Genomic DNA, 23,637 nt, shown 5'->3' with positions numbered 1-23,637 from the left:
ACTGCGGGTCCGTCGCAGCAGCCAATCGGGTATACATGTCAACCCGCCCCTATTCGGGCGTGTCTGGAGAACGTGTGACTGAATGGCATCCAGCACCTCTCACGAACGGCTCGAAGTCGAGCCAATCGACGAGTCCTCGATCCTGTTCGTCGACGACGACCACTACACGAGCGACACCGTCTGTCTGGTGACCGGTGGTGGGTCTGGCATCGGTCGGGCGACGGCGCTGGCAATGGCCGCCAACGGGGTGACCGCCGTCGCGACGGACATCGACGCGGACGGCCTCGCCGAAGTCGCGGACACGGCGGCGGGCCTCGACCTCGACGGGACCGTCGAGACAGTGACCGGCGACCTCGCGAATGATGCGGACATCGAGACCATCGTCGAGACCGCGGCTTCTCACGGCACGGTTCGCTACCTCGCCAACATCGCCGGCCTCCAGCACATCGACGCCATCGAAGACTTCCCGATGGAGAAGTACGATCAGATGCACGACGTAATGCTTCGCGCCCCGCTCGCGCTCTCGAAGCGCGTCATCCCCCACATCCGCGGGACTGACGACGGCGTGGGGGCCATCGGCAACATGGCGTCGGTCCACGGCCACTACGTCACCTCTGATAAGGTGGCCTACAACGTCTCGAAGTTCGGCCTGCGGGGGCTGACGCAGTCTATCGCCGCCGAGGGCGGCGACGGCCTTCGTGGGTTCTCCATCAGTACGGGCTACGTCAAGACGCCGCTCGTCGTCGACCAGATCCCCGACACCGCCGAACAACGGGGTATCAGCGTCGATGAAGTCATCGACGACGTGATGCTGGGGCAGGCCCGGGTCAAGGAGATGATGGACCCGGTCGACGTGGCGAACCTTTTCGTGTTCGGCTTCTCGACCCACGCCGACCACCTCAACGGCGGCGACCTGCTGTTCGACGGCGGCATGACAAAAACGTACGAGTGAGACAGCAGAAATGAACGGCCCCTGTGTCACACAGGCGGTGCGGAACCGGACTACCGGACCGGCCCACGGGTATCGTGTGCCGGGCAGCGGTACCAGTTTATACCAGACGACCAAACACTACGGAATACTGACGCAATGAGCGAACAAAACCACGTAGACTCCATCGTCCACGAACCGAGCCATGCGTTCGTCGAATCGACGAACGTCTGGGAGTTCATGCAGGAATACGACATCGACAACTACGACCAGCTCATCGAGCGAACGACCACAGACATACCGGACGAACCCGACTCCGGCGTCGAGTGGTTCTGGGACCTGCTTCCGGAGTATCTCGACATCGAGTTCTTCGAAACGTACGACGAAGTCAGAGACAACAGCGAGGGGCCACAGTTCACTGACTGGTACACCGGCGGGACAATCAACGCGGCTCACAACGTCTTGGACCGCCACGCAGCGCGGGACAGCCCGACCCGAAACACAGTCGCGCTCATCTGGGAGGGCGAACCCGGCGACGTGCGGGAAGTCACGTATCACGAACTGAATCGGCAGGCCAGCAAGGTAGCAAACTACCTGGAATCCGTCGGCGTCGGCACCGGCGACACCGTCGGCCTGTATATGCCGATGGTTCCCGAAGTCGCGTCAATACTGTACGGCTGTCTCAAGGTCGGCGCAATCGCCGTGCCAATCTTTTCCGGGTTCGGCGTCGACGCGACGGCGACACGCATCGCCGACGCCGAGTGTTCCGTCCTGTTTACCGGCGACGGCTTTTACCGCCGGGGCTCGGGAATCCACCTCAAGGGGAGCGCCGACGAGGCTATCGAACAGGCCGGCGACGAACTCGGAACAACTCCAGTCGAACACACTGTGGTCTACGACCGCCTCGGCATCGCGGACGACCCCGACGAGACGATCCGCTGGACCCGTCGCGACGAGTGGTGGGACGAGGCTATCGAGACCGCTGACGACGAGTATGCGGCGAAGGAACTCCCGAGCAATCAGGAGTCGATGCTGCTGTACTCCTCTGGAACGACCGGCAAGCCGAAGGGCATCGTCCACACGCACGCCGGCGCGCTCATGCAGGCGGCCAAGGAGATTTACTTCGGCTTCGACCACAAGCCAAGCGACCGGTTCTTCTGGGTTAGCGATATCGGCTGGATGATGGGCCCGTGGACGCTGCTCGGCAACCACGCCTTCGGCGGGACTGTCTTCATGTACGAGGGAGCACCGGACCACCCCGAGCCGGATCGCTTCTGGGAGATGATCGACCGCCACGACCTCACCACCTTCGGCGTCTCGCCGACCGCGATCCGGGCGCTACGGAAGAAAGGCGACGAGTGGCTGGACGGCCACGACCTCTCCAGCCTGCGGCTGTTGGGGTCGACTGGCGAACCCTGGGACCCCGAGAGCTGGCAGTGGTTCTACGAGAACGTGGGCAACGAGGACTGTCCCATCATCAACATCTCCGGCGGGACCGAGATTATGGGATGTTTCCTGATGCCGATGCCGACGCAGTCGCTCAAGCCCTGCACGCTGGGCGGTCCGGGGCTGGGGATGAATATCGACATCGTCGATGCCGCCGGCGAATCCATCGCCGACACGCACGAGCGTGGCTATCTTGTCGCCCGGGACTCCTGTCCCTCGATGACGAAGTCGCTGTGGAGCGGCGACGAACGCTACCTGCACGAGTACTGGTCGACCTGGGACGACGTGTGGGACCACGGCGACTGGGCGCAGAAAGACGAGGACGGCCTCTGGTTCCTCCACGGCCGGGCCGACGACGTGCTCAACGTCGCCGGGCGGAAGGTCGGGCCGGCGGAGGTCGAGGGGGCGGCGATGGAACACGACGCCGTCAATCAGGCCGCCGCCGTCGGTGCGCCGGACGACACCACCGGTACTGCCGTCGTTCTCTACACCGTGCTTGAACCCGGCTACGAGCCCGGCGACGACCTCCGGGACGACATCCGTGCGGCCGTCGGCGAGGAACTCGGCAAGCCGTTCCGACCTCGCGAGGTGCTGTTCGTCGACGAGTTCCCCAAGACCCAGAGCGGGAAGATAATCCGCCGAGCGATTGCCGGCGTCTACCGTGGCGAGGACCTGGGCGATATGTCCAGCATCGAGAACCCCGCGGCGCTAGACGAGGTCCGCGAAGCGTCGTAGCTAGCCCCTGACGGCATCCTCAGTCGGCTTCTCAAGCCGTAGCAGCCCGGGCAGCGCGAGCACCGCGAGAACGACCTCTGTTCCGCCGGCGACGAGGAACGCCGCCGAATAGCCGAAGGCCCCTGCAACAGTGCCACCGACGAGGATCCCGGCGAGGAAGCCAACGCTGCCGAAGATGTTGAACCCGGCCATAGCGGTCCCGCGCTCCGTCTCGCCGGCGAGGTCCGACACGAGCGCCATCGTCGCCGGGGCCATCAGCGCGCCGATAACGCCGGTCAGCACCATCCCCGCACCAGCGATGGTGACCGTCGGAGCCTGCCCGACGCCGATGACAGTGAGGCCGTACAGCACCGACCCGGCGACGATAGGGGCGGTGCGACCGATACGGTCCGAGAGCACGCCGAAGGGGTACTGTAGCAGGGCGAACGGCGCGAAAAACAGCGCCAGCATGACGCCGGTTTCGCCGGGCCCGAGCTCGAACGTCTCCCTGAAATACAGGGTTCCCACGAGCGCGAAAAAGCCAGCGGTGAGCCGGTCGATGAACCCGAAGGCATAGGGCACGCCGAGCGTCGGCCGCTGTTTGAGCCCGGAGACGGTCGCGGCCAGCCCCGACCGCCCGCCCGACGGTGCGCGGTCGGTCACGAGCAGGGCAGCCACGGCGACGACGAGCGACAACGCGCTCGCCACGTACAGCGGCAGCGTCGTCCCAATCTCGTACAGTTGGCCGCCAAGTGGCGCACCAAGGGCCGTTCCGCTCCCGATTGCGATACCCGCCGCCCCCATGTTCTTGCCGTGGCCGCCGCCCAGATCCATCAGCATCGTCATCGAAAGCGAAAACGCCGCGATGGTGGCTCCACCCTGAAGCGCTCGCAGGACCAGCACGCCGGCAAACGGGAACGAGGCAACACCGGGGAGCCACGCGATGAGGGCGTACAGCACTGCGCCCGCGCCCGCCCCGACAGCAATGTACGGGGTTCGCCGTCCGGTGGCGTCGCTGAGTACGCCCCACACGCCGGCAAAAACGCGAACGCCCCGAACTCAGCGGCGAGAAACCACATACTCGCGTTCAGGTCTGTCGTCGCACCCAGCGTCTGGACGAGTCTGTCGACGCCCGGATACAGCAAGACCTGCGCCAGCAACACAGCAAAAATAACGCCCGCGAGAACGCCCCGGTCTGTGCGGTCCGTCACAGGCGAGGAATACGCCGACGCGAGGAAAATAGATGTCGGACCCAACTACGGGTGTCTACTCGTAGTGCTCGACAACTACCGACAATAGAACAGAGCGACCGCTTACCCGTCTCAATCCGCGTTACTCGGCACTGTGGGGCGGAACGAAACCGCAGTTCGAACAGCCGTTGTGCTTTGTCGTCTGGTAGCTCAATTCCGCCCCGCAGTTCGGACAGTTGTACTGGTCTGAACTCATCCGCTTGTTGGTAGTGTTCGACAGTACCTAAACCTTTTCTCGACAATCGTCTATAATACTTTTTTGGCCGGATTACACGAGTGTCGAGGCCTGTACTGCCATCTACCGGGCTGTGGGACGGATACGTACATCAGTCAGCAAGGGTGAACGGGAGCCCGTAACGGATGCCAGTCAACGCCTGTAGCCATTGACGCGTACGCACCGACGGCCGTGTCCGCTCTGTGTATTCGACCGCACTGTGGCCGGGAGTGCTGGCGGCGCAGTCTCCATCGACTCCTGTCGAAGTGTTAGAGGGACAATACGCAACACCGAGTGGAGGTCCCGAATTCCGGGACCCGCTACCGCTGGCCGCTCGGCTCGGTCGACAGGCGAATCCGACCGCTATCTACCATTTACACGGCGACTATCGCTACTGGGGCAGGAAGAAAAACGCCGATACGAATTCGAAGCCGTTCCGTGCCCGCTTACATGTAGCCGAGGTCGCGCAGGCGCTCCATCAGGTCTTCCTTGTCCTGGGCGCGGCCAGCGCGCTCGGTCGTGTTCGCCATGTCCTGCAGCCAGGCAGGCTCTTCGGCGGACTTGTCGGTGCTGACCTCGCTCCCGAGCGAGCGGAACCCGGCGAAGTACTTCGGCGAGACCGGCACGTCTTCCTTCTCGATGCCTTCGGGCAGGTCGTCTTGGCCCTGCGGGACGTAGCCGTCGTCCGGGTAGCCCTCGACTGTGTCCGGGACCACGAAGTTCCAGAAGGCCTCCCACACGTCGGCTTCCGCGAACTGAAGGATCGACTGGATGCGGTCGTGCGGTGGGTAGATGTCCGGGTCGTGACGCGGCGAGAAGAACGTCTCGTCGGCGCGGGACTCCTGCTCGTCCCAGCGGATGCCCGACAGGATGCCGTCGACGTCGTGCTCCTCGATAGTGTCGTTGAGTGCTACCGTCTTCAGGAGGTGGTTGCCGACGTAGGTGTCGAGCAGGAACGGGAACGTGTCCTCTTCGTATTCGAGGATGTTCCGGATGTGGTGCTGATTGTGCTCGGAGAGTTCATCGACGGGGATATCATCACCCGGTTCCAGCCCGTTCTCGTCGACGTAGTTACCCACGTCCTCGTTACGGGCCCAGATGACGTCGAGGTCCCACTCGTCGGCCCAGTGCTTGACGAAGTCGATGAGTTCGTCGAAGTGCTGGTAGTGGTCGATGAACACGACCGGCGGAACTTCGAGGTCAAAGCGCTCGGCGACTTCTTTGACGAAGTACAGCGTCAGCGTCGAGTCCTTGCCGCCGGTCCACATCACGACAGGGTTCTCGTACTCCTCGAGGCCGGTCTTCGTGACCTCGATAGCCTTCTCGATCTTGTGGTTGACAGTCGGGTACTCTTCGGGGTCTTCGCCTTCCCCGTCAGTGTAATCAACGTCCAGATAGTCCGGGAACTCTGCTGATTCGGACATAGTGTAATGAGATATAATTACGAGTGGCAAGTACTTTTTGGATGTCCGACAGGTGTGTGAGATAGTGGCAAATGGCTGTCGGTCGCATGTCTACGGTCACTCGGGTTTTTTGTTCCCGGCGCGAATGCCATGGTATGGACGACCGCCCAGGCCTCCCGACCCGTCTCTTTCACCGCTGGCTGTTACGCTACGTCCCCGTAGCCGCGCTGATACTGTTTGCCAGCGCGCTGGTCGGATATGGGTTCGGCAGCCAGGTCCCAGCCGAATGGCTTCAGAACCCCGGAACGACCGGCGAAAACCCATTTATGCCGGCCGAGTTGACGACCCTCTCGCTGACGATTAACAACCTCGGTGCGTTGCTCGTGATGTTGCTCGGCGCTATTTCGCTCGGTTCGATGACGGTTCTCTCACTCGTCTTGAACGGAGTGCTCATCGGTGCTGTCGTGGGTATTGCACTCAAGCAGGTGTCGCCCGTCGTGGTCGCCGCGCTCATCGTCCCACACGGGCTTATCGAGATCCCTGCGCTGCTCATCGTCGCCGCCGTTGGACTCCGGTTCGGATGGCGCACGATTCAGTACATTCGCGGCCACACGAACGAACTGGTCACTGGACAGGACATTCGGGAAGCCGGGTGGCTGCTTGCGACGGCCGCCGTGTTCATCGTGATTGCGGCCTACATCGAAGCGAATCTTACCATCGAAATCGCGTCACGATTTACCGACGCCGATCTCTCAGGCATCACGCCAGCTTAGCGGTATAGACTGTCTACTACGCGATGTTGAGCTACGGCTCGGCAAAATTGAATCCGTGACCCCACACAGGGCCGCGTTACGAGATGAACTCGTTGTCGCGCCAGTTGACGCCCTCTTCTTCCTCGCCGTCACGGGGTTCCTCTGCAACGTTGATCGCAGCGGGTCGTTCTTCCCCATCGACGATGCGGACAGCTTCGAGTTCCTCATCGACCGCCGCAATTGCCGTTAGCGTTCCCTTCTCTGCGACTTTCGCGATGTCACACAGGACCTCAAACATCGCGTACTGGAGCGCAGTATTCTGGAGTACGGTCTCGCGGTCGCCCTTGAAACAGGCGTACTCGACGAGTTCAGACTCGATCTCTTCCTCTTCCTCTTCGAGTGCGCCCCACTGGGGGCCACCCCCCGAGCTTCCGGTACTCGCGGCCCCGGGCGGGCCCATCTCGTCGGGGTCCTCCTCGTACACCCGGTTCTCCGTGACGCTCGCCTTGAGCTGGGCCGTCGGGGTGTACTTGCTCATGGAGTCGTCTTTGGCGACGGCGCTGACGATGAGCGTATTGTTTCGACGGGTGATGTCGATGTCAGCGATTTCAGGTGGAAGATCCGGATCCTCGAAGAAATCGTATGCGTCTTCCAGTGGCAGTTCAAGTGTCGAGTGAAGTCTGTATACGCGGCTGGTCATGGTTGGGGAAGCGTGTATCAGTCGTCGAAGGCCGTCCGCTGACGCTGTAGTCACTACTCCTTAGGGGCCACTTGCTTATATGACCTGTCCTTCATTCGCGGTTTCACCGCTCTATATCAGGGGATAGCTCAGGCGTATGTTAAAGGTATTTACAGACATTCTAGTAGGCCATATGGTAGCAGTATTCAGTTCCTACTAGTCGTCCGCAGGTGTGGGGTCGCCGTCCTCAGGACTGACATCGCCTTCAATACTGGGCGGGTACTTCCCACGGTCGAGTTTCAGGTCCGATTGCGGCCGCGCCATGCAAGTCAGTGCGTAGTTCTCTCGTTCTCGGTCGGTCAGGCCACGGGCGGCAGGCTGGGTAACCGACCCTTCGACGATTTCCGCCGAGCAGGCCAGGCACATCCCCACGCGACAGGAGTACTCCTGTGCGATACCCTCCTCGATACACCGCGAGAGAATCGTCTCCTTCTCGGAGACGGTGATTTCCTCGCCCGTCCCCACGAACGTCACCGTGTGCTCGGTCATGCTCGGCCATTTGATACCCCCCAGCAAAACTCTTTATCACCGCTGTCCCGGAGTGAAACGGACTGCTATCCGTCGGCGCCACACAAAGCACCTGCAGTTGACCGCTCACGGCGAAGAATTGTTCCAGTGGTCCGCTGAAACCCGTAGCGGAATAATTTTCTCTCTCCGGGCAGGACGAGAGTGCATGACCACACACCAGGACGGCAACGCCGGCGGAGCGTCGGCGACGGCACGGACCGTTTCCGTGGACGTTGTCGTCGTCGGGGCCGGGACATCCGGCTGCTACGCCGCCGCGACAATTGCGGACGCGGGCTACGACGTCGTCGTCGTAGAGCGCAAAGACGAGACCGAAGCCGGCCACATCGCCTGCGGGGACGCACTGAAGGGGGCCAGCGACTTCCCCGAGGCGATTCCGAAGTCTCAGCTCGAACCGGCCTTTACCAACACGGATGTCGACCACGGCCGCTTCGAGATCCCACAGGAGGACACCGTCCTCGAAATCCCGGTCCCGGGCGAACTCGCCGTCATCGACCGCTGGGAGTACGGTCGCTGTCTCATCGAGGGTGCAACCGACAGCGGCGTAGAGTTCCACTACGACACAGTCGTTCAGGACGTGCTGCAGGACGACGGCGGCCGCGTAACCGGTGTGAAAGCCATGCGGAAGGGCGACCCGGTCACCTACGAGGGCGACATCGTCATCGACGGAGCCGGTGCGCTGTCGATCCTCCAGGACAAGACCGACCTCGAAGACGCGACCTTCGATACGAACGTCCAGTACTCGCAGTTCTGCTCGGCGTACCGGGAGATCATCGAGGTCGACGAACCGGTTGAGTGGGACGACGCGCTCGTGTTCAAACCGACCGAGCGCTCCGCTGGCTATCTCTGGTACTTCCCGCGCACGGACACGGAGATCAACGCCGGCCTCGGCTTCCAGATGAACGAGGAGCCGATGGAACTGGTCGACGACCTCAAGCGCGATCTTCAGGGCCGAAGCGAGTTCGAGGGCGCGGAGGTACAGGACAAACTCGGCGCTGCCCTGCCGACGCGCCGGCCGTACGACTCCGCCGTCGCGCCCGGATTCATGGCTGTCGGTGACGCCGCCGGACACGTCAATCCGACGACCGGCGGCGGTATCGCCGGTGCAGCCTACGCCGGGACATACGCCGCTGAACAGGCCATCGAAGCTATCGAATCCGGCCGGACGGACGACGAAGCCGCGCTCTGGGAGTACAATGAGCGCGTGATGGACCACTTCGGGGCCCGGTATGCGGCGCTTGACGTGTACAATATCTTCACCACTGCCTACGATGTCGATGATCTGATGGCGCTGCTGGCCGCGCTGCCTGGAGAAAAACTCGCCGAGGCGCTGTACGGCGGCTCGACCAGCATCGGGCTCGGACTCAAACTCAAGATGGCCGTCAAGAGCATCGGCCACCTCGGGACAATCCGAGACCTCTACCAGACGAAGAAGGCCGCCGACCGGTTGTTAGACCACTACGAATCCTACCCCAGTGACCGTACTGGCTTCGAGGCCTGGCAACGCGAGCGCGACTCGATTATGGACGATATCTACGACGTCACTGGCGCAGATCCCAAGTACTGACGCAGCGGTTCGTTGCGTCTTTCGGTTGATTCTACCGCTTGGCGCGAACTCACCAGCGGCAGATGTCTGATTTGCGTGCGGTCTGGATAGTAATTAATAATAATATAAACTATACTTTTGAACAACAAGTTTTATTATTCGACAACATGATATCAAAATGAAGTCGCTCTGGGGTCGGTCGACCGGGGGGTCACCGAGACGGAGACAGTGTGTCGACCGTCACCCGAGTGGGGGTCAACCATGCTAGCACGCAGATTCAAATTCGACGACAGTGCAGTCTCGCCAGTTGTGGGGGTCATACTGATGGTTGCAATAACAGTGCTGTTAGCGGCGACAGCAGCGACGTTCTTCCTCGATTTCGGGTCCGGCAACCTCGGCGAAAACGCGCCACAGGCCGCGTTTTCGTTCGAGTACGAGTCTGGGAGTCCCGACAGCCTGACGATTGAACACCGGAGCGGTGACTCGGTTCAGGCTGGAAATCTGTACATCACCGTTAGCGGGGCCTCAAGCGACAACGGACAGCACGACTTCACGAGTCTCGGGGGTGCACCGGCGGCTGGTTCGGACATCACAGCCGGATCGCGGGTGACGTTTTCAAGGAGTTCGCTTGACCTCTCAGATGCGACGGTCACGCTGAACTGGGAACCGTCGGACAGCGATAAATCTATTCAGCTCGCCAGTTGGGAAGCGCCATAGTGTCTTCACTCGCTCAGTTGGCTGATCGCCTCGCTGACGACATCGACGCCGATGGCCAGCGAGTCCTCGTCGACATCGAACGTGGGGGTGTGGTGGCCCCCGGGATGGTCGGTGCCGATTCCGACGAACGTCGCCGTGCCGCCGTGGTCCTGCACGCGGTCCATCAGATAGGTCGCGTCCTCGCTCCCGCCGAGGTCATCGGTCCGAAGGCGGCTGGTGACGCCGGAAACTGATGCTGCCGCGTCGTACACCACGCCCGCAAGCGCGTCGTCGCTGACCGCGCTCGGTGCTTCCGCAGTCGTCTCTATAGCGACCTCGCAGTCGTGCATCTCGGCTGCGGACGACATGACGGTGTCCGCCCGCTCGCTCATGTACTCCTTGAGTGGGGTCGTCTCGCCGCGGACTTCGCCTTCAAGCGTCGCTTCTTCGGGGACGATGTTCGTCGCCGTCCCGCCCTCGACAACCCCGGCGTTGACACGCGTCGCGCCGTCACCGTGCCGTCGAATCGCATGAAGGTTCTGGACAGCGGTCGCCAGGGCCTGCACAGCGTCCCGTCCCTGTGCCGGATGCCCTCCGGCATGGGCCGTTTCGCCGGTGAACGTCGCTTTGAACTGTCGAACGGCGAGGAAGCCGCCGACGCCAGCGACGATCTCTCCGGTCGGATGGTCGAGACCAACGTGTATCGCCAGCAGGTGATCCACGTTGTCAAGATGGCCACTCTCCGCGACGGCCTTTCCGCCGCCGATGACCTCTTCAGCGGGCTGGAAGACGATTTTGAACGTCCCTTCGAAGTCGCTCTCCTTCACTGCTTCCAGCACGCCGAGACCGATTGTCGCGTGGGCGTCGTGCCCGCAGGCGTGCATGAACCCGTCGTTCGTTGACCGGAACGCCGCTGTCGCCGGGGCGTGTGCTGTGCTGTCTGACTCACGTATCGGGAGCGCGTCGATGTCGACTCGGAGCGCAACAGTCGGGCCTTCGCCCTGTTCGAGTACAGCGAGGGCCCCAGTGAATCCCCCATCGGCAGCCTCTAGCACGTCCTCACGGGCTCCGGCCGCACGGGCCTTCTGTTGCCACTTCTCGAGTTCATCACCGTCGGGGACTGCCATCCGCGCCTCGCCATCGAGCACGTCCCGACCGAGATGCAACTGGTCGACGCCGATTCGCTCTATTTCGTCGACGATGCGACTGGTGGTGTAGAACTCGCGCCATGCGGGTTCGGGATAGCTGTGCAGGTCGCGTCGGACGGACCTGAGCCGCTCCTGTCGGGCTTCGCTCATGGCGGCGAAACGAGTTACAGTTACTTATAAGAACCCACAGGAACGGGCGACAGCCCTACGATCCGCTGCCGATCTGCGTCCGCTGTTCGACGCCGGCCTCGACGTGGATGGCGTCCGGGAAGGTCCGCTGAGTAACAGTCCGTGCAAACTCCTCGTATCCGACAATCTCTATCGTTCGCGTGTAAACAGAGTGGTTCCAGGACTCGAAGCGGCCGCCGCTTGGCCCCAGTGACTTCGACTGTGGAATCCGCAGCTCCTGTGGTTGCTTTGGGTGCGGGCCTTTCAGTTCAACTCCCTTCTGCTCGGCGCTCTGCTTGATCTCTGTGACGATGTCCTCGAGGCGGTGTCGGTCCCCACTGGTGAAAGTAAGCGTCGTGACGAAAGGCATCTGTAGACAAACACTCAGCCGCGAGTGACAAAAGGCCATCTGTTTCCGTTGTGTCTCCGATATTCTCTTAAGTAGCGGTGTCATAAAATCCGATAATGATAGAGGCCACGAGCGCGGGAGCCATCCTCTTTCGCGATACGCGTGGCCGGCGGGAGTACCTCCTGCTCAAGAGCCGACCCGGCGATTGGGAGTTCCCCAAGGGCGGCGTCGAGGGCGAGGAAGAGCTCCAGCAGACCGCCATACGCGAAGTGAAAGAGGAGGCCGGGATCGGCGATTTCCGGCTCTTAGACGGGTTCCGCGAAGACTACGACTACGTGTTCGAGGCGAACGGCAACACCATCCACAAGACGGTCCATCTGTTCGTCGCGAAATCGTTCGAAGCGTCAGCCGAACTGTCCACAGAACACCGCGACCTGCAGTGGCGCGACTACGAGCAGGCCATCAACACGGTTACGCAGGACGGCCCACGCGAGATACTCGAACAGGCACACGAGTTCCTCGACGAGCGCGACGACGAGGGGTAAGGGAGAAGGGGCGACACGCAACCGTATTCCAGGCGTCCCGGTGCGGTGCTCTGGGTAGCTTCAGCTCTGCTCTCACCTGCTGATCGAATCAGGAATCTCTCCAGAGAGCCATCTGAGGAACACAGAAGCCCCAAAATGAGGTGTAAATGACAGTAGCGAATCACGTTCAGTGATAGAATCTTTGACCGAGCGACCACCGCTGTAATCTAAACACTACTTCCGGGACGTTAGTCGCTGCTGGACTAATTACGAACCAGAAGAATATTTTATAAATAATATATACCCCGATACTAACAGTATTTTTAAATAGCATACGATTACACTTTGCAAAGAGGCATCCAAAATGTTAGAAGACGGACTATCGTACCCAATGCAAGGCGACAGTTGGATAGCACAGATGTTGATCGGCGGCGTACTGCTGGTGTTCTTTTTCCTTTTGATTCCGGTGTTCGCGTTCAACGGATACCTGCTTCGTGTGATTGGAACGACCGTTGAGGGTGAATCCGAGCCACCAGCCTGGGACGACTGGGGCGAACTCATCATCGACGGAATCAAGTTCAGTATCGTGGGTCTCGTGTACTCTATCGTTCCCATAGCTGTTATCTTCGGTGTTGGCAGCGTCCTCCTCGGATTGGGTGGCGCTGCTGGTGAGTCTGGTGGCGGAATCATCGCCGGCTTCGGACTCATGACAATGCTTCTTCTGATTCCAGTACTGTTCCTCGTTTACTATATCGTCCCAGCAGCGCTTGCTAATATGGCGGTCGAAGGCAGCCTCAGCGCGGCGTTCGACTTCTCACTGCTGAAAAACGTCGTCCTCACGAGCGATTACTTCATCGCAGTCCTGATGCCGATTGTCGTCGGCATCATCACCAACATCGTCAGCAATATTCTGGCGATTACTGTCATCGGACTCGTCCTCGTGCCGTTTGTCACCTATTACGGACAGGTCGCTGTCTTCCGTATGTTCGGAACAGCGTTTGCAAGCCAGACGAACAAGAACGCACAGCAGGTAACAGGCCCGACCACGTCGGTCTAACCAATCAGTTCTTACGCGGTCGACTATTTTTCCAGAGACGTGACACCGAGCGGTGGAGCTGACCCGGACTCTGAGTTCGCCTTCGAGTTGTCTGTCTGCCAGTGGGCCGAACGAGCGTGGTCGCCGGCCGACGACGCGGCGGTGCTGGTCGCCAGACAGTTCGGGACGAAACACCGCCGCTGGGATACGATTGTACTGGAGTGTGACCCCGACGGACTCCGTGAGCGGGCGACGTTCGGCGCTGATCCGTTCGACTCCGACCTTCTGCACGTCCTGCAGAACGCACCGGCTGACTGGACCTACTACCGCGACGCGCTGCCCGATCCGGGCTATCCGTGGCGGTACGTCCGGGAGTCGATTCACGAGGCGGCCGACCGGGATGCCATCGAAACCAGAAAGCGGGGCAATCGCATCGAAATCCGCCGGGTGCGACCCTATCCGGACTGGCTCCGGCGAGTCATCGCCATCGAGAACAAACCAGATCTGAATGCCAGCGCCGCTAGGAACCTCGTCCCGCAACTACAGCGGGACATCGCCCTGTCGCTGGCCGACGAGGTGTGGGTCGCGACAGCGGCGACCGACGAGCGTGTCGAGCCGATACTGCTGGCGGACCTGCCCGCGGCCGCCGGCGTGTTGACTGTCGACCCCGAGCAGGCGACGGCCGAAGCGGTCTGGCAGCCGCGGTCGCTCTCAGTCGACGAGCCCGGAACGCGCATTCTCGACCGGCCGGACGACGACACCAGCGCGGCGCGGTTCGAGTACGTGGACACCGGCTGGAAGCGAGAGCGCCGACTCGCCATCGCGGAGCGAGCGTACGCTCGCGGGTGGCGCGCGTATGCGGATACAATGCGTCCCGATTGCAGGCACTTCCAACTTACTGCCGACGAGACTGGCGTCTATCCCTACTGCGCGGCGAAAGACTGTCTGCCGACAGCGGCGGAGTGTCGGGGGCAGTGCCCGTCTTACGAGCCCGAGCCCCCGGCGTGGCGGTCGATGGAGTGGCCCCTCGACGGCGGACCTGGCAACGCAATACAACGGGTGTTAGAACGCCGACGCCGCCGCCAGCGGCCGGGACTGTCAGAGTAACTGACGGTACTGCGGGCCGCCCTCACTCCTCAGATAGCTCGATGTCCAGTTCGTCGCGCGGAACGGCCAGCCTGAACGTCGGCACGGTCTTCTCGACTGTCTCCACGATACCCTTGTCTGCAAGGCTCCGGAGCGCGGAGCGAACGTCGTCGGTGTCACGGTCTTCGCCAACCTCGCGGAGGGCGTGTAACACGGCCACGACACTCTGGCTCTCCTCGTCGGGGCCGGCGATCACGTCGACGATGGCCTGCTGGAGCGGGGTGACCGTCACCGTCTGTATCCGTTCCGAGTCCTCGCCGTCGATGAGTGTCGTCGCCTCCGGCGTCGCACAGATGAGGCTGTTGTCGTTGCGGTAGTAGTACTCCTTGAGTTCGGATTCGAGGTACTGGTGGACCTCGCTCCCGCTATCCATGTCCCAGCGCTCCTGTAACTCGCCGTTTTTCGTCGGCTGGAGCTCGACGATGTCGGCGAGCCGTTCGCGGGCCTCCTCCGAGAGGGTCATGGCCCGTCGGTACGACGACCACGTATTTCGGTGTTCTGAATCCGGGTAGGGCTCACTCGTATCTGAGCGCGTCGATGGGGTCGACCCGCGCGGCTCGCCACGCCGGGTAAAGACCGGCGACGACGCCGACAAGCACGCCAACGCCGACCGCAAGCGCCATCCACAGCGGCGCGAGCGAGAACGTGACCTCGGCGTACCGAGTCGCGCCGTAGCCGACGAGGAGTCCCAGCGGGACCCCAAGCAGCGAGCCAAGCGTCCCGAGCAGCGCGGCCTCGACGAGGAACACCTGCATCACGTCGCGGTTACGCGCCCCGACTGCTTTCATGATGCCAATCTCGCGGGTCCGCTCGGTGACGCTGACGAGCATCACGTTGGCGATGCCGATAGCGCCCACGACGAGTGCGATGACGGCGATACCGGTGACGAAGCGCGTGATGCGCTCGATGACGTCGCTGATCTCCTCGACGAAGTCGTTCCCGGACCGGGCGACCAGTTCCGTGTCGTCGGCCGACAGCGACCGCGCGTCGGACTCGCCGGAGAGATACGTCTGAATCGCCGACTGTGTCTCCGGAATCGCCCGCGGGTCGACGACGAGCGTCACCTGCGGGTACGCGCGCTGTCGCACACCTGCTGACGGGCTCTCGACGACCGAGTCGTAAAACGGGTCGATGGGGACGTACACCCGCGGCTGGCGGGCAAACTCGCTGACTGGGACTTCGCCGCGGGTCCCGTTGACGACGCCGACCACTGTGACGTTGCGCTCGCTCCCGTCGGGCATCGTCATCGTGAGCCGTTCACCAGCCGTGAGGTTCTCGGAGAACGACCCGGCCATGCGCTCGTTGACGACGACGGCTTCCTCGTCGGCCTCGAAGGAACGCCCCTCGACGAGGACGTTTTGCGTGAAGCTGGCCGGCCGTGTCGCCGTGACCTGCTGTCTGGCGAGTGTCTGATCCCCATGCTGTATCGATTGTGTCTGGACGATACCCCGCGGGAGCACCGCCTCTACGCCCGCAATACGCTCCAACTGTTGGATGTCGTACTCGGTGAACACCGGCTGGAGCGTCCGGTCGAAATCGTCGTCGTCCGCCGGGGTCCCGAAGACGTAGATGTTGCCCGCGTTCGATGTCTCGATGTCGCCGACGATTTCAGCCTCGACGCTGGCCCCGAACGTGGCGAAGGTGATAACCGAGGCGATACCGATGACGACGCCGATGACAGTCAGCGCCGACCGGAGTTTGTGGGCCCGGATAGACCGGAGCGTGATGCGCACGCTCTCGCCGGTGTCCATCAGTGCTGCCCCCCGGAGACGTCCTCGATGGACTGGATGTGGCCGTCCTCGACGTGGACGATGCGCTCGGCCCGCTCGGCGACGTGACGTTCGTGGGTCACCAGCAGGAAGGTGTTGCCGGCCGCGTGGAGGTCGTCGAACAGGTCCAGTATCTGGGCACCGGTATCAGTGTCGACGTTGCCGGTCGGCTCGTCGGCGAGAATCAGGGCCGGGTCGGTCGACAGCGCTCGGGCGATGGCGACCCGCTGGCGCTGGCCGCCACTGAGTTCCGACGGGACGTGGTCGGTGCGGTCGGCGAGACCCACCTCCGAGAGCAGCGACGCGGCCCGCTCGCGGCGGCGGTCCCGGTCCCAGCCGTCGAAGACGAGTGGCAGCGCGACGTTCTCCACTGCGGACAGTCGCGGCATGAGATTGAACGTTTGGAAGACAAATCCCACCTCTGTCCCACGGATGTCGGCCCGCTCGGCTTCGCTGGCTGCCGAAACGTCCTGTCCGTTGACGACGACCCGCCCCGACGACGGCGTGTCCAGTCCGCCGATGAGGTTCAATAGGGTGCTCTTTCCGGAGCCGCTCGGCCCCATCACCGCCGTGTACGACCCCGCTGAAAGGTCAAGGCTCACGTCGTCGAGCGCCATCACCGTCCCGCCGAGGTCGTACTGCTTGCTGACGCCGTCGACACGGACGGTCGTGTTCGCTGACTCGCTCACGGCCACGCATACGGACCGGACGGCAATGAGGGGTTCGACCGCAGGCACGCTCGGCGATAGTCTTTCTCGGTGTGAGAGGAGCAACCCACTTACTACTCCAGTCCTAAGGCAGGACAATGACAGCCAATACCGGACGGAGACTGGCTATCGTCGCTGTGTTTGTCACCATCGGACTGCTGGCCGCTGGGGCGGTCGCTGGCGTATCCGGCCTCAGCGAGATGGGGCAGCCGTCCGGCGACGACGTGCTGGACCGGACCGAGCAGCGCTACGATGGAGCAGAGACGATTACCGGAACGGCGACGGTGACCGTCGCGAACAATTCTGATTCGAAGACTGCGACGGTCGAATATGCCGCCGCTGAGCCGAACAAGACGTGGGCTGCCGTCACGAGCGAGAACCGGTCCTACGAGATGGGGACGAACGGGACCGTCGTCTGGGCAGTCGGCGAGAATCAGTCGTATGCCCGCGAACTGACCGCGGAGTCCGTGGCGATGAACGACACGACGGACCCGGTTCCCGAGGAGAACGTCACTGCGACGCTCCGCGGGACTGAGGCGGTCAACGGTGAGTCGACGTACGTTCTCGACCTCGAACCGACCAACGAGAGCGTCGATGCGCCGAACACGACGCTGTGGGTCGACACCGAGGACTACCGCGTCCACAAGATGACCACCGACGACGGGACAAACCGGACGGAACTCATCGTCGAGGAGACGAACTTCAACGTCAGCATCGACGACAGCCAATTCGATCCGCCGGCTGACCGGGTCGCCGTCACGACCGTCGAAACGTACGACTCCTACGACGCGGCTCAGTCCGCGACGGATATGGACCTGCCCGAATACGAGAACGGGACCTTCGAGGAAGCCCGGTACATCAGCCGGCCCGAGAGTACGGCTGTGGTCCAGCAGTACGACGCTAATGGGGAGAACGTAACGGTCCTGACCGCGACCGGCGCGTCGAGCTATCTGGACGACGTGGAGAACGGGACGGCGGTGCAGGTGAACGGGCAGAACGCCACTGCAGTCGAGCGTGACGACAGGGCTGTCGTCTACTGGACCGAAGGCGACGTCACGACGGGCGTAGTCGTAGAGGGGACGACCGACGAGGCCGTCGCCGTGGCTGAGGAACTGTAGCGCCGCTCGATTATCGTTGTACTTTAGAGAGTCTCCAGCGTCGCCGCGACTGATTCCCAGTGGCTTCCTTTCCAGAAGTGCTGCTCGCAGTCGGTACAGCGCCAGACCGCTTCCTCGTCCGCACTCGGCGCGTACTCCGGGGTGGGCTCCACTGAGTCGACCTGTTCGACCGACCCGTTACAGACGCCACAGTGGGCCGGCTCCGGCGCGAGCGAGAGCTGGAAGCCGGCGTCAGCGAGTTCCCGCAACTGTCCGTCGATTTCTCGATTGCTGAGGAGGACGCTGTCCGGCGCGCGAGCGGCGAGGTCCCTGTCCCGGGTTATCAGCAGTCGGTCCTCACTGTCGGCCAGTTCCAAGATATCGTCGTCGGCCTCGGCATCCCGGTCCAGTCCGTAAGCCGTGTCGTAGCCACACATCCGCAGATAGGTGGCGAGTTTCCCGAGCATCGCGTCGAGCACCAGCCGCTCCGGAGCTTCATCGTCAGGCATCGAGGAACTCACGGAGCCCTTCGGCGTCGCGCGTGTTCAGCACGTCCGCCGTCTCGGCCCACCCCCGCCGCGCTGTGTGAACGCCATAGCGGAGCAGTTCGAGGTTGCCCGGGCTGTGGGCGTCCGTGTTGATGACGATTGTCGCCCCGGACTCGACAGCCTGCTTGACCGTCCCGCCGCCGAGATCCAGTCGGGCGGGATTGGCGTTGATTTCGAGCGCTGTCTCGTTGTCGGCGGCAACTGCTGCGAGACGCTCGATGTCGATATCCAGCCCTTCCCGGCGGTTCAGATAGCGCCCCGTCGGATGCCCGATGACGTTCACGTGGGGATGTTCTGCGGCCGCAACGAGTCGGTCGGTTCCGTCGCCGTCCAGCGCTGCGTGTGGCGAGGCGACGACCACGTCCAGTTCCGCTAGCAGGTCATCGGCGACAGAGACACTGCCATCCCCGGCGATGTTGGCTTCGACGCCGGTGAACACGCCGATGTCGGCGTCCGCTGCGACCGACTCGACTTCTTCTATCTGCTCGCGGAGCTTCTCGTCCGGGACGCCGACGCCGCCGACCATCCCCGGCCCGGTCGCGTGGTCCGTGACAGCGAGGTAGTCGTGGCCGAACGCGGCAGCGCCCTCGACCATCTCAGCGATAGTGTTGCCCCCGTCGGACCAGTTGGTGTGAGTGTGGATGTCGCCGCGGACCTCGCCCTCGGCCAGCAGGTCCGGGAGCGACCCGTCGGCGGCCGCCTCGACTTCGCCGCGGTTCTCGCGGAGTTCCGGCGGCACCCACTCCATCCCCAGCGCGTCGTAGACGGCTTCCTCGCTCTCGCTGGCCACCAGTTCGCCGGCCCGTTGGTCGTCGTCCTCGACACCTTCCACGTCGAAGACGCCGTACTCGTTGACCTTCAGGTCCCGCTCGATGGCGCGGTTGCGGACCGCGACGTTGTGGTCCTTGCTGCCGGTGAAATACTGCAGCGCCGCGCCGAACTCCGAGGGGTCGACGATTCGCAGGTCGACCCGCACGTCGTCCGCGTAGGCGCTCGCTTTCGTCTCGCCGGATTCGATGACCCGGTCGAGCCCGTCCCAGTCGGCGAACCGCTGGACGACGGCGTCGGGGTCGGTGCTCCCGACAAGGACGTCAACGTCGCCGATAGTTGGTCGCCAGCGGCGGATAGAGCCGCCGAGGGCACACTCGGCCACGGCGTCGCCAGCGGCCATGTAGCCCCGAATCCGGTCGCCGTGCGGACGGGCCTCGCCCAGCAACGACCGCTCGTGGGCCTCGCGGGCGAAGTCGATGTTGTCGAGGATGTTCTGCTCCGTTTTCGCGCCGAAACCCGAGACTTCCTGTATCTCGCCGGCCTCGGCGGCCGCTTCTAGTTCATTGAGGGTGGTGATGCCAAGCGCTTCGTACAGCGAGCCGACGGATTTCGGACCGATACCTTCGACCGCTGTGAGCGCGTCCATCTCGACCGGGAGTTCCTCTCGGAGCTCGGTCAGCTCCTCGATTTCGCCGGTCTCGAAGTACTCGATCACCTTCGCGGAGATGGCGTCACCGACACCGTCTATCTCGCCGACGCTGTCCTCGCCCTCGGCGGCCAGGCCCTCGATTGCTCCGGGGAAGGCCCTGATGTTCTCGGCCGCCCGGCGGTACGCGCGGGGCTTGTACTCCACGCCTTTCGCGTCCAGCAGGTCGGCGAACTCTTCGAGCAGTGTCGCTATTTCGTCGTTCCGACTCATGTTAGTAGCTCCGCCCGGCACGACCCGTGCCGGAGTCCGCGTCCTCGTGGCCCAGTGCTTTCTGGAGGAACTTCATCCAGCGCTTCCTGTCGGCTGCCTCCTGTGCCTGCGCTTCCTGTTCGATGTCCGCCGCGCCGAGCTGTTCGAGCGCGTTGAGCGCCCGGTCGATGCCGATGATAGCCGTGGCCAGCTCCTCGCCGCGCTCGTAGCTCACTTCGTTGTCCTCGATGCGTTGCTTGCGCTGGAGGCGCTCCCGCCGCAGGTTCTTTTTCGCCTGCTCGACGCGCTCGCGCTCGCCCCGCGGAACCGTGTCCCGACGCTTGATCTCGAAGACGAACGACTGGAGTTCGATCTCCTCGCCCTGGACGGTGATCTCGTCGGGGATCTCCGCGCCGACGGTCGCGCTGTCGCGTTCGACGCGCTCCAGCAACTGTTTGCGCTCGAACTCTTTCACTACGCCAGTATTAGATCGGGTGGCCCTTACTCGCTTCGCCCAGCAAGCCGTCCTGACTGTGGCGGAACGTCGCCGGCGATATCTTTTTGATTGTCTCTGTCGTTCTCACTGTACGAGAGTACTACTGCCCCCCTCGTTTATTATATGACTCTAACGTTCGAACCGCTGGACGACCGACCCGGGCTCGCGGTCATTGATCAGATCGAGCGCCAGCGCTATCGGATACACACGCCGGCCCCCATCGGGCGCAAAAAGGCGGCGACAGACGTGTTCCAGTATCCGGTCGGGGACGCTGTCCGGATGCGCACCCGCGCTATCGAACTTCCGACGGTCGTCATGGTGTACGTCCGCGACGACGGCGGAGCGATAGCCGCCGAGGTTGCCCAGTTCGAATCGGAGACGCTACCGGCGGATGACTACGTGCTTGATCCGCTGACACAGATCAAGACGTACATGCGAGTCGAGGACACCGCGATGGAGGTCACCGTCGACTCGGACCGGACCCGCATCGAGTTCGACGCCCCGACGGACGTGCTCATCGGCGCTCGGTCCCAGCACGACCGGCCCGCAGCCACAGTTACGACGACCGAGAACCCGAGAGACGTGATGGCCGCAGTCGAGACCTTCGGATCGGCGCTCAAGGCCTACGACCCCGAGCGCTCCTATCCGACGCTCCGCGGCCATCCGCCGGCGATTGAGGTCGGTGACAGTCTCGACATTCCGGCGGATATCGACAGACCGGACACCGGTGTCACGCTCGAACTACCGCCCGACCTCGCGTCCGTCTTCGTCGCCGCACCGCTTTCGTATTACCTCGGTGCCTCGCTCGTCCCCGCATCCACGCCGCGACTCACGACCGACACGGGGTTTACTTACTCGCTCGACACCGCACGCGGCTTCGAGTCGGAGGTCGGACGCACACTCAAACGTCTGTTCTTCCTCGATTGTGTCACACGCACCGAGGGGTTCCACCAGATCGACCTGCACGAGCGAGCGGCTATCGAACCGTATGTCGACCTCGATTTCCAGTCGCTGTACCAGCAACCGCTGGCGGAGCAAGTCGCCACCTACCTGCAGGTCCCGTACGACGTTATCGAGGACCATATCCCGAAGTGGCGGCTGACGACGCACATCGACCCGGTGCCGACGAACGCAGAGCAACTGCCCTACGTCGTTGACGACCTCGCTATTGTCCGGACACACCAGCAGCAACGGCTCCAACAGGCGAGTGTTCCGGCGGAGGCAGAAGCCGAGTTCACCAGGGACGACGTCATCACCCGCGCCGCGAGTTCCGACGCCGCCACCGCCCCAACCGAGACGGACTACGTCGAACCGCAGGCCGAGGACTCACTCGAACAGGCCTGGATCGGGGACAGCATCCCCATCGGTGCGAGTAAGCTGACCAAAGCGGCGTTCGAGCACCGACTCGACCGCGATACAAACGCCGAAGACATCACGATTCGCGTCGTCCAGAACGACACCCGAATGGACGAGGAACGACAACTCGTCGACGAAGTGTACGGCAGCCGCGACGACCTGCCGTTCGATGTCACGGTCCACGACGACCTGACGACGGCAGAACTCAGGACCGTACTCACGACCGACGCTGAGTTCTTCCACTATATCGGCCATACGGAGCACGATGGCTTCGTCTGCTCCGACGGCAAGCTCGACGTGACGACAGTTGATTCGGTCGGCATCGACACGTTCCTGCTGAACGCCTGTAACTCCTACAATCAGGGATTGGCGCTCGTCGAAAAAGGTGCAATTGCTGGCATCGTCACGCTCAACGAAGTGCTAAACGACGGCGCGATTCGCATCGGTGAGACGGTCGCACGGTTGTTGAACTGTGGGTTCCCGCTCCGAGCGGCGCTTACTATCGCACGCGGTGAGAGTGTCCTCGGGGGGCAGTATATTGTGGTTGGTGATGGTAGTGTTACTGTAGCCCAAGCCGAAAGCGGAATACCAAATGTGCTCAAAATCGAACCGGAAGGGAATGAGTATACTGTAAATATGATAACATATACTACAGATAATAGGGGGCTAGGGAGCTTAATTATACCATATATCGAGAATATTGATAAGCAATACCTCAGCTCTGGAACTATCGGAGAATTTAGTGTTTCTGAGTCGGAGTTGTTGAGATTCCTTAATATGGAGGAAGTCCCAGTGCGAACAGAAAACGGCCTACATTGGAGTACATCATTATCACTTGATCAAGTATTGTAAAAATAACAAACATATATGGGGGCAAATGAATCGTTGCTGAGAAACGAAACTATTGATTGACTCTACTTAATGTGGCCTCTACGGACCGGCATAGCTTGAACTGTTAGCAGCTGCTACAGTCCCAGCCTGAGATAGTAACATCAGGAGGGTGAACAGTGCGCCGGCCATTTTCGGGTGCTCTGCGAGGTATTCGCGCATGGTGGTATCTGACATGATACAATTTCGATGATGGTGGGGAGATAATTAAATTTATTTGAAAAGTACCTACATATAATATATTGTATTAAGGATAGAATTAAACGTCAAATCTAGAAACTAAGGCTCACAAGGACGGAAACGTGTGTTTAGTGGGCAGAAGCACACGCACAGGACGTGCGTACACACGAGAGGTACCCAGCGATACCCCCCATCAGTAGCGTTTAGTAGACAGGTATGTAATTGATAATCAGGGTCTAGTATTGATGTGTAAATGGAAATCAGCCGATAATTGTTTAGAATATATATGTCCTGCTGGTTCGCTCCGGGGGACGGACGCAGGGCGGTCGATGTATACGGCAAT

22 protein-coding genes and 1 pseudogene are annotated in these 23,637 nt (G+C 62.0%); 10 read left to right on the top strand and 13 right to left on the bottom strand.

Annotated elements, in window-relative coordinates; translation table 11 throughout:
* The first annotated feature begins 82 nt into the window (after nt 1-82).
* Both C437_RS10250 and C437_RS10245 read left to right on the top strand, forming a co-directional pair.
* Nucleotides 83-952 (top strand): SDR family oxidoreductase, encoded by an 870-nt coding sequence (locus C437_RS10250; protein ID WP_004516880.1) that lies wholly within the window; start codon nt 83-85, stop codon nt 950-952.
* A 135-nt stretch (nt 953-1,087) separates the two neighbouring features.
* Complete coding sequence (locus tag C437_RS10245; protein ID WP_004516879.1) at nt 1,088-3,109, top strand: AMP-binding protein; 2,022 nt, start codon at nt 1,088-1,090, stop codon at nt 3,107-3,109.
* Here the strand turns inward: C437_RS10245 and C437_RS10240 are convergent.
* Nucleotides 3,110-4,299: pseudogene (locus tag C437_RS10240) on the bottom strand (MFS transporter).
* Between the two features lie 699 nt (nt 4,300-4,998).
* A complete protein-coding gene (locus tag C437_RS10235; protein WP_004516876.1) occupies nt 4,999-5,976 on the bottom strand; it encodes a phosphoadenosine phosphosulfate reductase family protein in 978 nt (325 codons plus the stop codon).
* A gap of 134 nt (nt 5,977-6,110) precedes the next feature.
* Here C437_RS10235 and C437_RS10230 point away from each other — a divergent pair, with 134 nt between their 5' ends.
* The gene (locus C437_RS10230; RefSeq protein WP_004516875.1) at nt 6,111-6,728 is read left to right on the top strand and encodes a stage II sporulation protein M; all 618 of its coding nucleotides are present in this window, start codon (nt 6,111-6,113) and stop codon (nt 6,726-6,728) included.
* Between the two features lie 76 nt (nt 6,729-6,804).
* On the opposite strand, the gene C437_RS10225 is transcribed toward C437_RS10230, so the two are convergent.
* Complete coding sequence (locus C437_RS10225; RefSeq protein WP_004516874.1) at nt 6,805-7,407, bottom strand: DUF7110 family protein; 603 nt, start codon at nt 7,405-7,407, stop codon at nt 6,805-6,807.
* Nucleotides 7,408-7,602: 195 nt separating this feature from the next.
* Nucleotides 7,603-7,935, bottom strand: a complete 333-nt coding sequence (locus tag C437_RS10220; protein ID WP_004516873.1) for a 2Fe-2S iron-sulfur cluster-binding protein — start codon at nt 7,933-7,935, stop codon at nt 7,603-7,605.
* A gap of 184 nt (nt 7,936-8,119) precedes the next feature.
* Between C437_RS10220 and C437_RS10215 the strand changes: the two genes are divergently transcribed.
* Both C437_RS10215 and C437_RS10210 read left to right on the top strand, forming a co-directional pair.
* The gene (locus tag C437_RS10215) at nt 8,120-9,538 is read left to right on the top strand and encodes a geranylgeranyl reductase family protein (protein ID WP_004516872.1); all 1,419 of its coding nucleotides are present in this window, start codon (nt 8,120-8,122) and stop codon (nt 9,536-9,538) included.
* A 240-nt stretch (nt 9,539-9,778) separates the two neighbouring features.
* Nucleotides 9,779-10,234, top strand: a complete 456-nt coding sequence (locus C437_RS10210; protein WP_004516871.1) for a type IV pilin — start codon at nt 9,779-9,781, stop codon at nt 10,232-10,234.
* Between the two features lie 5 nt (nt 10,235-10,239).
* On the opposite strand, the gene C437_RS10205 is transcribed toward C437_RS10210, so the two are convergent.
* Both C437_RS10205 and C437_RS10200 read right to left on the bottom strand, forming a co-directional pair.
* Nucleotides 10,240-11,511 (bottom strand): amidohydrolase, encoded by a 1,272-nt coding sequence (locus tag C437_RS10205; RefSeq protein WP_004516870.1) that lies wholly within the window; start codon nt 11,509-11,511, stop codon nt 10,240-10,242.
* A gap of 55 nt (nt 11,512-11,566) precedes the next feature.
* Nucleotides 11,567-11,899 carry an uS10/mL48 family ribosomal protein gene (locus tag C437_RS10200; protein ID WP_004516869.1) on the bottom strand — a complete coding sequence of 111 codons (333 nt, stop codon included), beginning with the start codon at nt 11,897-11,899 and terminating at the stop codon, nt 11,567-11,569.
* Between the two features lie 95 nt (nt 11,900-11,994).
* Here C437_RS10200 and C437_RS10195 point away from each other — a divergent pair, with 95 nt between their 5' ends.
* The 3 genes from C437_RS10195 to C437_RS10185 all read left to right on the top strand — a co-directional run bounded on the left by C437_RS10195 (nt 11,995) and on the right by C437_RS10185 (nt 14,545).
* Entirely contained in the window at nt 11,995-12,423 is a 429-nt protein-coding gene (locus C437_RS10195) for a bis(5'-nucleosyl)-tetraphosphatase (RefSeq protein ID WP_004516868.1), read from the top strand.
* Nucleotides 12,424-12,793: 370 nt separating this feature from the next.
* The gene (locus C437_RS10190) at nt 12,794-13,459 is read left to right on the top strand and encodes a DUF4013 domain-containing protein (protein ID WP_241431661.1); all 666 of its coding nucleotides are present in this window, start codon (nt 12,794-12,796) and stop codon (nt 13,457-13,459) included.
* Between the two features lie 39 nt (nt 13,460-13,498).
* Nucleotides 13,499-14,545 (top strand): DUF5787 family protein, encoded by a 1,047-nt coding sequence (locus C437_RS10185; protein WP_004516866.1) that lies wholly within the window; start codon nt 13,499-13,501, stop codon nt 14,543-14,545.
* A gap of 22 nt (nt 14,546-14,567) precedes the next feature.
* On the opposite strand, the gene C437_RS10180 is transcribed toward C437_RS10185, so the two are convergent.
* The 3 genes from C437_RS10180 to C437_RS10170 are packed head-to-tail and all read right to left on the bottom strand — an operon-like array spanning nt 14,568 to nt 17,042.
* Nucleotides 14,568-15,047: a DUF5797 family protein gene (locus C437_RS10180; RefSeq protein WP_004516865.1), complete on the bottom strand. Its 480-nt coding sequence runs from the start codon at nt 15,045-15,047 to the stop codon at nt 14,568-14,570.
* A 52-nt stretch (nt 15,048-15,099) separates the two neighbouring features.
* Nucleotides 15,100-16,335: an ABC transporter permease gene (locus C437_RS10175; RefSeq protein ID WP_004516864.1), complete on the bottom strand. Its 1,236-nt coding sequence runs from the start codon at nt 16,333-16,335 to the stop codon at nt 15,100-15,102.
* A complete protein-coding gene (locus tag C437_RS10170; protein WP_004516863.1) occupies nt 16,335-17,042 on the bottom strand; it encodes an ABC transporter ATP-binding protein in 708 nt (235 codons plus the stop codon). The genes C437_RS10175 and C437_RS10170 overlap by 1 nt, the downstream gene beginning before the upstream one ends.
* A 116-nt stretch (nt 17,043-17,158) precedes the next feature.
* On the opposite strand from C437_RS10170, the gene C437_RS10165 reads away from it, so the two are divergent.
* Nucleotides 17,159-18,178, top strand: coding sequence for a LolA family protein (locus C437_RS10165; RefSeq protein WP_004516862.1), 1,020 nt, complete (start codon nt 17,159-17,161; stop codon nt 18,176-18,178).
* A gap of 23 nt (nt 18,179-18,201) precedes the next feature.
* On the opposite strand, the gene C437_RS10160 is transcribed toward C437_RS10165, so the two are convergent.
* The 3 genes from C437_RS10160 to C437_RS10150 are packed head-to-tail and all read right to left on the bottom strand — an operon-like array spanning nt 18,202 to nt 20,849.
* Complete coding sequence (locus tag C437_RS10160) at nt 18,202-18,666, bottom strand: Mut7-C RNAse domain-containing protein (protein ID WP_004516861.1); 465 nt, start codon at nt 18,664-18,666, stop codon at nt 18,202-18,204.
* The gene (gene polX, locus C437_RS10155) at nt 18,659-20,395 is read right to left on the bottom strand and encodes a DNA polymerase/3'-5' exonuclease PolX (RefSeq protein ID WP_004516860.1); all 1,737 of its coding nucleotides are present in this window, start codon (nt 20,393-20,395) and stop codon (nt 18,659-18,661) included. Before polX ends, C437_RS10160 begins: the two co-directional genes overlap by 8 nt.
* Before the next feature lies 1 nt (nt 20,396).
* Nucleotides 20,397-20,849: a DUF5788 family protein gene (locus C437_RS10150; protein WP_004516859.1), complete on the bottom strand. Its 453-nt coding sequence runs from the start codon at nt 20,847-20,849 to the stop codon at nt 20,397-20,399.
* 144 nt (nt 20,850-20,993) lie between these two features.
* Between C437_RS10150 and C437_RS10145 the strand changes: the two genes are divergently transcribed.
* Nucleotides 20,994-23,078 carry a caspase family protein gene (locus C437_RS10145; protein ID WP_004516858.1) on the top strand — a complete coding sequence of 695 codons (2,085 nt, stop codon included), beginning with the start codon at nt 20,994-20,996 and terminating at the stop codon, nt 23,076-23,078.
* A 78-nt stretch (nt 23,079-23,156) separates the two neighbouring features.
* Here C437_RS10145 and C437_RS21280 read toward each other — a convergent pair whose 3' ends face one another.
* On the bottom strand, nt 23,157-23,291 hold the full coding sequence (locus tag C437_RS21280; protein WP_449271426.1) for a DUF7503 family protein: 135 nt from the start codon (nt 23,289-23,291) through the stop codon (nt 23,157-23,159).
* Between the last annotated feature and the right edge of the window lie 346 nt (nt 23,292-23,637).

It is taken from the genome of Haloarcula vallismortis ATCC 29715, from assembly GCF_000337775.1.
Taxonomy (GTDB): Archaea; Halobacteriota; Halobacteria; order Halobacteriales; family Haloarculaceae; genus Haloarcula; species Haloarcula vallismortis.
This window is presented reverse-complemented; position numbering and strand designations above follow the sequence as displayed.

Coding starts and splice junctions, on each gene's coding strand:
- C437_RS10200 (WP_004516869.1), bottom strand. CDS start 11,899: ATGCCTTTCGTCACGACGCTTACTTTCACCAGTGGGGACCGACACCGC.
- C437_RS10195 (WP_004516868.1), top strand. CDS start 11,995: ATGATAGAGGCCACGAGCGCGGGAGCCATCCTCTTTCGCGATACGCGT.
- C437_RS10160 (WP_004516861.1), bottom strand. CDS start 18,666: ATGCCTGACGATGAAGCTCCGGAGCGGCTGGTGCTCGACGCGATGCTC.
- C437_RS10250 (WP_004516880.1), top strand. CDS start 83: ATGGCATCCAGCACCTCTCACGAACGGCTCGAAGTCGAGCCAATCGAC.
- C437_RS10225 (WP_004516874.1), bottom strand. CDS start 7,407: ATGACCAGCCGCGTATACAGACTTCACTCGACACTTGAACTGCCACTG.
- C437_RS10175 (WP_004516864.1), bottom strand. CDS start 16,335: ATGGACACCGGCGAGAGCGTGCGCATCACGCTCCGGTCTATCCGGGCC.
- C437_RS10145 (WP_004516858.1), top strand. CDS start 20,994: ATGACTCTAACGTTCGAACCGCTGGACGACCGACCCGGGCTCGCGGTC.
- C437_RS10220 (WP_004516873.1), bottom strand. CDS start 7,935: ATGACCGAGCACACGGTGACGTTCGTGGGGACGGGCGAGGAAATCACC.
- C437_RS10245 (WP_004516879.1), top strand. CDS start 1,088: ATGAGCGAACAAAACCACGTAGACTCCATCGTCCACGAACCGAGCCAT.
- C437_RS10205 (WP_004516870.1), bottom strand. CDS start 11,511: ATGAGCGAAGCCCGACAGGAGCGGCTCAGGTCCGTCCGACGCGACCTG.
- C437_RS10230 (WP_004516875.1), top strand. CDS start 6,111: ATGGACGACCGCCCAGGCCTCCCGACCCGTCTCTTTCACCGCTGGCTG.
- C437_RS10190 (WP_241431661.1), top strand. CDS start 12,794: ATGCAAGGCGACAGTTGGATAGCACAGATGTTGATCGGCGGCGTACTG.
- C437_RS10215 (WP_004516872.1), top strand. CDS start 8,120: ATGACCACACACCAGGACGGCAACGCCGGCGGAGCGTCGGCGACGGCA.
- C437_RS10210 (WP_004516871.1), top strand. CDS start 9,779: ATGCTAGCACGCAGATTCAAATTCGACGACAGTGCAGTCTCGCCAGTT.
- C437_RS10235 (WP_004516876.1), bottom strand. CDS start 5,976: ATGTCCGAATCAGCAGAGTTCCCGGACTATCTGGACGTTGATTACACT.
- C437_RS21280 (WP_449271426.1), bottom strand. CDS start 23,291: ATGTCAGATACCACCATGCGCGAATACCTCGCAGAGCACCCGAAAATG.
- polX (WP_004516860.1), bottom strand. CDS start 20,395: ATGAGTCGGAACGACGAAATAGCGACACTGCTCGAAGAGTTCGCCGAC.
- C437_RS10165 (WP_004516862.1), top strand. CDS start 17,159: ATGACAGCCAATACCGGACGGAGACTGGCTATCGTCGCTGTGTTTGTC.
- C437_RS10180 (WP_004516865.1), bottom strand. CDS start 15,047: ATGACCCTCTCGGAGGAGGCCCGCGAACGGCTCGCCGACATCGTCGAG.